9 protein-coding genes are annotated in these 7948 nt (G+C 39.0%); 5 read left to right on the forward strand and 4 right to left on the reverse strand.

What is annotated here, in order from left to right:
• Nucleotides 1–41 precede the first annotated feature (41 nt).
• Nucleotides 42–1028, forward strand: coding sequence for a hypothetical protein (locus ACLPIE_RS20145; protein WP_430263486.1), 987 nt, complete (start codon nt 42–44; stop codon nt 1026–1028).
• A gap of 1020 nt (nt 1029–2048) precedes the next feature.
• Here the strand turns inward: ACLPIE_RS20145 and ACLPIE_RS20150 are convergent.
• The 3 genes from ACLPIE_RS20150 to ACLPIE_RS20160 form a co-directional block, all read right to left on the reverse strand.
• On the reverse strand, nt 2049–4190 hold the full coding sequence (locus ACLPIE_RS20150; protein ID WP_430263487.1) for a KAP family P-loop NTPase fold protein: 2142 nt from the start codon (nt 4188–4190) through the stop codon (nt 2049–2051).
• A 348-nt stretch (nt 4191–4538) separates the two neighbouring features.
• The gene (locus ACLPIE_RS20155) at nt 4539–4835 is read right to left on the reverse strand and encodes a hypothetical protein (protein ID WP_430263488.1); all 297 of its coding nucleotides are present in this window, start codon (nt 4833–4835) and stop codon (nt 4539–4541) included.
• Nucleotides 4836–4885: 50 nt separating this feature from the next.
• The gene (locus ACLPIE_RS20160) at nt 4886–5155 is read right to left on the reverse strand and encodes a hypothetical protein (RefSeq protein ID WP_430263489.1); all 270 of its coding nucleotides are present in this window, start codon (nt 5153–5155) and stop codon (nt 4886–4888) included.
• Nucleotides 5156–5251: 96 nt separating this feature from the next.
• On the opposite strand from ACLPIE_RS20160, the gene ACLPIE_RS20165 reads away from it, so the two are divergent.
• Together ACLPIE_RS20165 and ACLPIE_RS20170 are read left to right on the forward strand one after the other, a co-directional pair.
• Complete coding sequence (locus ACLPIE_RS20165; RefSeq protein ID WP_070929067.1) at nt 5252–5563, forward strand: helix-turn-helix domain-containing protein; 312 nt, start codon at nt 5252–5254, stop codon at nt 5561–5563.
• Nucleotides 5564–5603: 40 nt separating this feature from the next.
• On the forward strand, nt 5604–6542 hold the full coding sequence (locus ACLPIE_RS20170) for an Rpn family recombination-promoting nuclease/putative transposase (RefSeq protein ID WP_430263490.1): 939 nt from the start codon (nt 5604–5606) through the stop codon (nt 6540–6542).
• 72 nt (nt 6543–6614) lie between these two features.
• Here ACLPIE_RS20170 and ACLPIE_RS20175 read toward each other — a convergent pair whose 3' ends face one another.
• Nucleotides 6615–7250, reverse strand: coding sequence for a recombinase family protein (locus ACLPIE_RS20175; protein ID WP_430263491.1), 636 nt, complete (start codon nt 7248–7250; stop codon nt 6615–6617).
• 194 nt (nt 7251–7444) lie between these two features.
• Here ACLPIE_RS20175 and ACLPIE_RS20180 point away from each other — a divergent pair, with 194 nt between their 5' ends.
• Nucleotides 7445–7687 (forward strand): type II toxin-antitoxin system ParD family antitoxin, encoded by a 243-nt coding sequence (locus tag ACLPIE_RS20180; protein WP_071548927.1) that lies wholly within the window; start codon nt 7445–7447, stop codon nt 7685–7687.
• Nucleotides 7680–7948 (forward strand): type II toxin-antitoxin system RelE/ParE family toxin (locus ACLPIE_RS20185; protein ID WP_430263492.1); only part of this gene is annotated, 269 nt, incomplete at its 3' end. The genes ACLPIE_RS20180 and ACLPIE_RS20185, both read left to right, overlap by 8 nt.

Consider the following 7948-nt stretch of genomic DNA (forward strand, 5'->3'; position numbering starts at 1 on the left):
GCCTGTTTTTTATGCTCTCCAATATGTTTAAAGGATAAATAATGGATAGTAATTTATTTAAATTAAGAAGTTATATTGAAAACTTAAAAATCAAATATGATATAAAGAATAAAAAAATTGAAAATTTCCCTTCAAAAAAAGATATGAATATAGATGTTAATATACAAATATTTATTGAACAAGCAACTGAATTGCTTAACCACCCGAAAATAGCAAAAAAAATATTAGGGATTGAAATAGAGCCAGAGGATAATAATATCTTGATTAATTTTTTTATTCATGACATTGAGCAATATGCAACATTAAATAATTTAGATTTAAATAATCATTCATTACATTATGGACAGTATAGAATTTCGGGCGGTGCCTTGTTTCATTATGCTAGGTCTAAGTTATTACCAAACACGTATAAAACAATAGATCAGGTATCAATTGGAGATTTCGATTCATACTCAATACCTTTTAAAATAAGATTGTCGTTAGAGGATAAGATAAAGAGTATTATAGGGTTTGACAGAATAGAATCCATTGATTTGAAAGGAAATAAAGTGATATCAAAAGAAATGCCAATGGCATATATTCTTAAAAAGATAGAAGAAACTGATAGTCTTAACTTACCATGCTCTATAAATAATATTAGAAATATATATCAGTGGTCATGCTCTTTTTGTCATACAGGAGTTAAAGAACCAATTTGGTTAATGGCTAAAGCTATTGATTTGATCTCTCCTTTATTTAATTATGAATCACAAAAAAAATATGAAATAAATTGTTATGATTTATGGAGTAATGATGGATTAAGTGAAAATGATCTAGTGTTGAAAATGAAGGAGTCAGGCACATTTTCTCAAGTTTTATATTTTTTTAAAAAAGATTGGTCTATAAAAAAATTTGAGGATGCTATAAATAATTCTGATAAGAAAAAATACAAGCTGCATGGTGTTGAAAATACTCGATTCTATCTAGAAGAAAAAAATCTAGATGAAGTTTTTCACTATTATTGCGGGAAAAGAGAACAAGTAGTTTGACAGTTTATATTCAGGGAGGTGGTCACCTCCCTGAATAATGGGTTTCTTTTATTTAAGCAATGAAACAATTAGCTGTAAAATAGCAATTACTAAGCTTAAAGCGGTAATTAGAATTTCCATTTATCTACCCCAATACGGTTACCGACCGCTTTCGGGCAGGAACTTTTCCTTTATGTTCTTATGAATCGCCATAAAGTATGTGTTCGTTGGACACAAGCACAAGGTTTCCCGCTGATTACAAGAAAGTGATACAGCACCACCTGTACCACCGCGATTCACCTATAATTAGCTAAATTGCAAGTAATAGATGTTATCTGCGTTAACACCTTGGCTAGTCCAACGTTTATAATACGAAATAATAAAAAAAAAACCACTTTTTAAAGTGGTTTTTTTGATTTTCAACAACCCAATAAGTTGAGAAAACCTTGTGCTTGTGTCCTGAAATATCTTATTACTCAAAAATTTGTTAGTCAAATATTAAAAGTATGCTTTTTACTCATTTAGTGGCGTATTCCTTTGTTAAAGGCGGCTAAATTTCTATACTCTATTAAATAAAATTGACAGACATAAAGGGGTATTGGCGCACAATTCACCGAAAAGTTCCACGTATTCTTATTAATTATTATATTTCAGTAGGTTATCCTTCTGGTTCTTGAATGATATTACCTTGCTTATATTTAGCCATATTCAGTGCCCGATAAATTGTGGCTTCACCCAGTTTAAATACCTTGGCTAACTCTCCAATCGTTGAACCATTCATTGGGGGTTGGGGAGTAATGGAACAGTAAATGCCGTTAAGTGGTCATTTAAAATAGCCAAAGTTAGCCTTGACCTTATAGACCTTATAGACCTTATAGACCTTATAGACCTTATAGACCTTATAGTTGAGAGTACCGGTTTAAGCCGCGAAGAGCTCATTTCTCTACAGTAGCCCGCCCCTGTTCTTTTGTCATTTTTGCGCTTATTCATAACGTTTGTAACTTCGCGTGCTCACGCCCAGTTTATTCAGGGTGCAGTTTCCTAACCTTCAAGACCCGATGCATCCCATGCAGACAGAAGAGTCTGGATAGATGCTATTTCATCATTTGATGATTTTTTATCCTTCGCAATTTTCTCAATGGCTGCGCGGAATCTCCTAGCATCAATCACAGGGGAGTCATTGGAAATTAATGCCATAACTGTCGGTTTTGATACTCGATCTCCAAGCGAGCCAAATCCCCCTATCCCCATAGACCACGATTTCCCTGTCATGATTTTTACGAGTATTAGGAGAGCATTTCGATCGTTCAAAAGAGAATCAGTCCATGCATTAGCTTCCACTGAATTGCCGTCCATAAAATCAACCCAACGATATAATATATATAGTAGGTTCTTATGGGTCAAAAGTGAGCCATCAGCGCTAGCTCTACGGATTGCATTTAGTGCCCGTTTTGTTAGTTCAGGCAATACGTTTTTAGATACAAGACAATCTTCTTCCTCTGTAGGCTGTCTACCTTCCCGCACCAGATAATCTTCACGAGCAGAAGATACAAAATCGATAAGCCAACCGAGCGACGCGGCCTCCGTCGCCTTTAAGTACATATCCGTACGTTCTTCAATACTAAATCTATTTCGAGTTAATTTTCTGATTAACCAGTGATAGCGAAGATTTGTATTAGCTATCCCACTAAACCCTTTATCAGCATCAATTTTAAGATCAATTACATCATGAATTTCAAAAAGTGCACTTAGAAGTGGTTCCACTTTATATTTATCAACTCGCTTTCCATGTGTATTAAGCTCATCGAAATAAACTGGCACCATTGATTGTCCAGTTCTGCGCCTAGTATTCGCAGCATCCATGAATATTTTTTTTATATAATCAGGATCATTAGCTTTCTCTATTAATTCATCAATCGTTTTACCAGATAACACCTCATCACTTAGATTTAATCTAAAATAAGTATCGAAATGAGCTGGAACACAAACACGCCTTGTTGAACTCCACTCACTTATCCATTCAGCTCCATATCCTACACTTTCCAATCTAGGGAAAAGTCTTTGGAGAGCAGTCTTTGCGATGTCTTGATGCTCCTCATTTACTTCATTTAAGAAGATTGAAAATAGCTCGTTATTATGCTTATTTTCTATTTTAGTTCCACATACGAGGTTTTTACTTCTCTTTATCGCAGAAAATAGCGTCGGTTCATAAAGTCTTAAAACTTCTAGCGCAACGAAATCAGCTAAATTTACCTCTCCAGCAATTGCTGGCCAAGTTACACTAATTGCATTCTGAAATCGGCTAACGTGGCGAGGCGAAGTTATATATGGAGCAACGACATCATAGAAAACATTCATGAAGCGCACTATCTGCTCTTCGCTGGGTGTTCCGCAAATCTCAGAAATAGAAGTGAGTACCGCATTGTTTAAGTCAGTCGGTACTGGCATTGGTAGCTCAAAACCGGCCTGTATTATCTTTTCTAAAAAATGTGGTCCTTCTGATGGATATTTTTCGTTAATCGCTTGTTCTGCTAGTTGCCTGTCAAAAACAACAAGGTACATCACATTCGGCAATCGTCCTACTGACTTAATCAGACGAAATATAGCAAGCGCTTCTTCCGAAGATAGACGATCCATGTCATCAATTATGACGAGGAATCGTCGGTTCTCTGCCTCAAGTATTTTTGACAGTTCTCGAAAAATTGTCTCTAGGGGCTCTTCATCTGGAAACAACCGCTTTGCTACATCAAATACGCCGCCGACTAACCCAGACAACCAACTAACCGGAGTTAATGCAATCGCGGGGCCTATAACAGGCCCGGCTTGGAGTATGCCGCGACCCAATTTTCTAACTAATTTACGTGTTTTGTTACCAAATTGTTTGCCTAAAACAGAGTTTAATTGTTGAAGAAAGGCGAGCGCCAGAGCCTCTTCTCCTCTATACCACCAACATTTAAACTCAGTGACAATCAAATGGGAATCTTTTGCTTCAGAAAGCGCTGCTCTAATAAGATTAACTGTACTGCTTTTGCCTGACCCCCATGGCCCATTTAAAGCAATTGTTGTTCCAATCGGCTCCTTAATATTTAATATACTTTTTGCGAGAGCCTCTGAAAAAGAGGTCATACCATATAAATCTTCTTCTCGTGTTTCAATTGGACTGTCGTTAAAATAATTACTCACCACTCCCCCCACACAATTTAAATACATACTTTATGAAAAATGCTTGCCTCTTTACCTTCAGTGGTGCTCAATTCACCGAAAAGTTCCGTAATTGCTGATTTATACCTTTAATTCATATAGATATAAAGTGAAATCAGTTTATCCTTTCATCTTCTTTTGGTGCCAGTTCAGATAGAGGGGAGCTACGTCAGAACCGCCTATAAGGGGTTGTGTGCCCATTTCATCGAAAAGTCCAACGTTTTCTCGTAGCCCTTTTGATATCAAGGGCTACAGACGATACGCAATGTAATAATATTAATAGACGGGGTTTGGGGAGCAATGGACAGTAAACGCCGTTAAGCGGTCATTTTAAATAGCCAAACTGCATAAAAAACCTATGATCAATATCATCGTTCTTTTTATCAACCCGCGATATCCTTTAAAGTCTTTTAACGGCTCGTCTTTATGGGCAAAATCAAAATGATTCACACCATCGAGAAGTGTATTGACCAAAAGATAGAGTCCCATGGCCCAAAAGAAAGAAAGCTTCACCACACCGAGTGGTACGACGAACCAATTCCAAAATAACATCACCAGTAAAACAGTGTATAGCCCATTCAGACACGCGAGGCCAAACAGCATACTCACTCTCGTTTTTTCATCCATTGTCTCTTCCTTTTTCATTACTCAACGTGAATTAGTTTATGTCATGGTCATCACGATTTTAAACGCCAGCAACTGCCACCAAAAACAATACCCCCCACCTTTTCTTGCCAAACCTCGGTTTCGATAAGCTCACTTTTTACCGATTCAAATTCGGTATACGTTAACAGACTTTCTTCTGCCTTGTTGGGCGAAAGTAACAAATACCCATCCGGAACTGGCGTGGTGAGTTCCGCGACCTGTTTGCGTGATTTTCGGTAAAAGGTGGTGATGGTACTGCCTTTACGCAGTGAAGTGAGTAAGCTTTCCTTTGATATGGACATAATACCGATGTTTTCCTTTATTTCGAGACTTTCATTACGGATGCTACATCGTTATAATATGACATTATGTCACTTAATGCTATTTTAAGGTGAAGGATGACCGGATTTGAATTGCGCCTTTGGCGACGCGGACAAGGTTGGACCCAACAACTGGCGGCTGAGGCATTTGGCGTTTCAACACGCACGTGGATCCGCTACGAGCAAAATTCGCCGCCGAGAATGGTCGATTTGGCTATCCTCGCATTATCCTTATTGGAATTGAAAAGTCCCATCAGCACCATGACCGAACAGGCGAAAAATATGCAGTTGCTGCGCGTGAATCGCCTTGTGTCTGAAATAGCGCGCATTCGGCAAGTATCCAGCGAAGTTGCCTCGACGTCAAAAATCGGACAAGCGTCGTCATTTTGAGTATCCTAGCGACTTAGGATGAGACGTGAAAGGCGGATTGATGAAACCCAAACAGACCCCAACAGCGCATGATGCGGCTTTCAAAGGCTTTATGACGCAAGTCGACAGTGCCAAGGATTTTTTTGAGATACATTTGCCGGAGCACATCAAAGCGTTGTGTGATTTCAGTACCTTGTCGCTGACCAATTCTTCGTTTATCGATAAGCAATTACGCTCCCGCTTATCGGATGTGCTCTACTCGGTACAAACCACCGAGGGCGAAGGGTATATCTACCTCCTTGTAGAGCATCAATCGACACCGGATAAGCTGATGGCGTGGCGATTGATGCATTATGCGTTTTTAGCCATGAATCAGCATCTTCAACAAGGGCATAAAACGTTACCGTTGGTGGTACCGGTGTTGTTTTATCATGGTGGCCGATCACCCTATCCGTATTCCCAATTGTGGACCGATTGTTTTGCGTTACCGGATATCGCCAATGAATTGTATACCCAACCGTTCCCTTTGGTGGATGTGACGGTGATTGATGATAATGAGTTGGTGAATCATCGTAAAGTGGCCGTGATGGAGCTGGCGATGAAACACAAATATTTGCGGGATGAATTCGACAAGGTTATCCCGCTATTGGCGCAAGCGTTGAATCAACAGTATAATAGTGATATTGATATCGTCACTATCCTCAATTACCTGTTCATTGCGCTGGATTCGCCGAACTTTGAACATATTGTCCAGCAATTGAGTGAACAGGCGGAAAAGCATAAGGATACAATTATGAACATTGCTCAACGTTTACAAGATAAAGGCGAGAAAATCGGTTGGGAAAAAGGCCATCAAGAAGGTCGCCAAGAAGGTCGCCAAGAAGGGATGCGTGAAGCTCAGATTATGATGGCGCGTAATCTCTTGAAAAACGGTGTCAGCCTTGAACTGATTATTGAAAGTACCGGTTTAAGCCGTGAAGATCTGATTTCCTTGCAGTGATACTTTCCTGTTCGCAGTATTCACTGTACTGCGAACGCCCTCATCACTAATCGAAAATCAAATAAATTGCTTTTATGATTTCTGTTTGTCATTCAACTGAATGCGGCACACTTGCGAACGACTGTAGCCAGTCGCTTCAGCGGTTTCTCGAATACTCAGCCCTTTGATTCTTCGATAATAAATCACCTTATCATGGCGCTCTTGATCCGCCTGCTTTCCTTTGTATTTACCTAATGATTGTGCCCGTTCAATACCTTGCTTTTGGCGTTCGCGACGGCTTATCCAATCTTTGTGGGACATGGCCGCCATCAAATCAATTAACATGGTGTTAATGGCCGAAAGGACGGCTTGAGTGATAGGGTCATTCTGTGTCAGATCTTGATTATTTAGAGCTTGCCAAGATGTTGGAATATCGAGACTCACAATGCGTAATTCATGGTGCTCAATTTGTTTTTTCAGTTTTAACCAATCGGCGTTATTTAATCGTGTCAATCGGTCAATTTGCTCTACGAGCAAAATATCACCCTGTTGACTGTCACTGAGTAAACGAGAGAGTTCGGGACGTTCTAATTTTGTTCCGCTGATGTGTTCGCGATAATAATTCGCAATTCGCCCACCTCGTTCTTCAACAAAGTCATTTAGCATCTTTTTTGCTCTATCTGCATATTGATCTTCAGAAGAGGCTCTGAGGTAAGCTCGTATGAACATATTTTCACCCATCTATCGCATTTAAGTTATCACACTAAAAGTATCGCATATAGGTTATTGCATTGATAGTGAATTGATGCATTTTAGGTTATCGCTTTGGGGTATACCCTAATGCTATAAGTCTAATTGACTTGATTTTATCAAATAGGCTAACTAAAATTATTGTGTTAATAATTAACACAAAAGGTGGTGCTATGGCTCGTACAACAAGTGTAACAATCGGGGCTCAATTGGATGAGTTTGTCAATCAACTCATTTCGTCAGGAAGATATGGCTCAACAAGTGAAGTCGTTCGCTCTGCTCTACGTTTACTTGAGGTCCAAGAAAAGCAAACAGCAGCATTAAAGATGTTAATTGATGCAGGTGAGCAAAGTGGTGAGTCGTCGTTAACACTCCAAGATATCGCTAAGAAAGTGAAGAACGCTCATAATGTATAAACTTTCTAATTTAGCGGCTAAAGACTTTGAAGGGATATTCGAGTATACCCTCGTGAATTTTGGTATTAGGAAAGCAGATGAATACACTAAAAACTTACACGATGTATTAGAAGTGATTAGCCCTAATCCATTGATAGGAATCGAGTGTACAGAAATTGCAGTTGGGGTTAGGCGTCATAACCACTCTAAGCATGCAATTTTTTACCGATATAGAACCGATGATATTTTTGTTATCCGAATTCTTCATCAACAAATGGAGCC

Source organism: Providencia sp. Me31A (genome assembly GCF_050487165.1).
In the GTDB taxonomy this organism is placed as follows: Bacteria; Pseudomonadota; Gammaproteobacteria; order Enterobacterales; family Enterobacteriaceae; genus Providencia.

Excerpts from the sequence above, each read along its gene's own strand:
- ACLPIE_RS20145 (WP_430263486.1), top strand. The coding sequence starts at position 42 with ATGGATAGTAATTTATTTAAATTAAGAAGTTATATTGAAAACTTAAAA.
- ACLPIE_RS20155 (WP_430263488.1), bottom strand. The coding sequence starts at position 4,835 with ATGGATGAAAAAACGAGAGTGAGTATGCTGTTTGGCCTCGCGTGTCTG.
- ACLPIE_RS20160 (WP_430263489.1), bottom strand. The coding sequence starts at position 5,155 with ATGTCCATATCAAAGGAAAGCTTACTCACTTCACTGCGTAAAGGCAGT.
- ACLPIE_RS20165 (WP_070929067.1), top strand. The coding sequence starts at position 5,252 with ATGACCGGATTTGAATTGCGCCTTTGGCGACGCGGACAAGGTTGGACC.
- ACLPIE_RS20170 (WP_430263490.1), top strand. The coding sequence starts at position 5,604 with ATGAAACCCAAACAGACCCCAACAGCGCATGATGCGGCTTTCAAAGGC.
- ACLPIE_RS20175 (WP_430263491.1), bottom strand. The coding sequence starts at position 7,250 with ATGTTCATACGAGCTTACCTCAGAGCCTCTTCTGAAGATCAATATGCA.
- ACLPIE_RS20180 (WP_071548927.1), top strand. The coding sequence starts at position 7,445 with ATGGCTCGTACAACAAGTGTAACAATCGGGGCTCAATTGGATGAGTTT.